The sequence below is a fragment of the Flaviaestuariibacter flavus genome (assembly GCF_004337505.1).
Classification (GTDB): Bacteria; Bacteroidota; Bacteroidia; order Chitinophagales; family Chitinophagaceae; genus Flavisolibacter; species Flavisolibacter flavus.
In genome coordinates, this window is the sequence record NZ_SJZI01000041.1 from 1 (window position 1) to 707 (window position 707).

Sequence of the window (707 nt, forward strand, 5' to 3'; positions counted from 1 at the left end):
GAGTATGCTCAATAAAGTGTGTCAATTTAAAACTGATTAAATTGATATACGATGGAAAAGAAATCATTTGATTTTGATGCTTTTGTAAAGGAGGCTGGTGAGCAGCTTCGCTCCGGCAAGCCTTTAGTTGGAGCGGAAGGTGTTTTTACGCCGCTTTTAAAGCGCGTTATTGAAGCTTCTTTAGAAGGTGAGATGGACGAGCACCTTAAGGAGAAGAAAAGGCCGGGCGGCAACCGGCGCAACGGCCACACACAAAAAAATATACAAAGCTCGTTGGGCGGCTTTGATATTTTTTCTCCCCGCGACCGCGACGCCTCCTTCGAGCCACAGACAGTGGCCAAGCGTCAGCGGGTCATCTCCGAGGATATGGACCAGAAGATCCTGAGCCTGTATGGCATGGGCCTGTCTTATTCAGACATTCAGAAGCACCTGAAGGAGATTTATGACTTCGACATCTCGGATGGCACGCTGACGGCCATTACCGACCGGATCATCCCGGCGATCAAGGAGTGGCAGAACCGGGTACTGGAGAGCGTTTACCCGGTGGTGTGGCTCGATGCCATCCACTTCAAAGTCCGCCAGGACGGCGTGGTGAAGACCCGGGCCATCTATTCCATACTGGCCGTTTCCACGGAAGGGCAAAAGGAAGTGATCGGCATTTACTTTGGAGAAAACGAGGGAGCGGCTTTCTGGCGCTCGGTGCTCGC

General features: G+C 51.8%; 1 protein-coding gene. It reads left to right on the forward strand.

Features of this window, described 5'->3' with window-relative positions; all coding sequences use genetic code 11:
• Window positions 1–51: 51 nt before the first annotated feature.
• Window positions 52–707: IS256 family transposase (locus EPD60_RS07975; protein ID WP_207896541.1), on the forward strand; the 656-nt coding region annotated here is incomplete at its 3' end.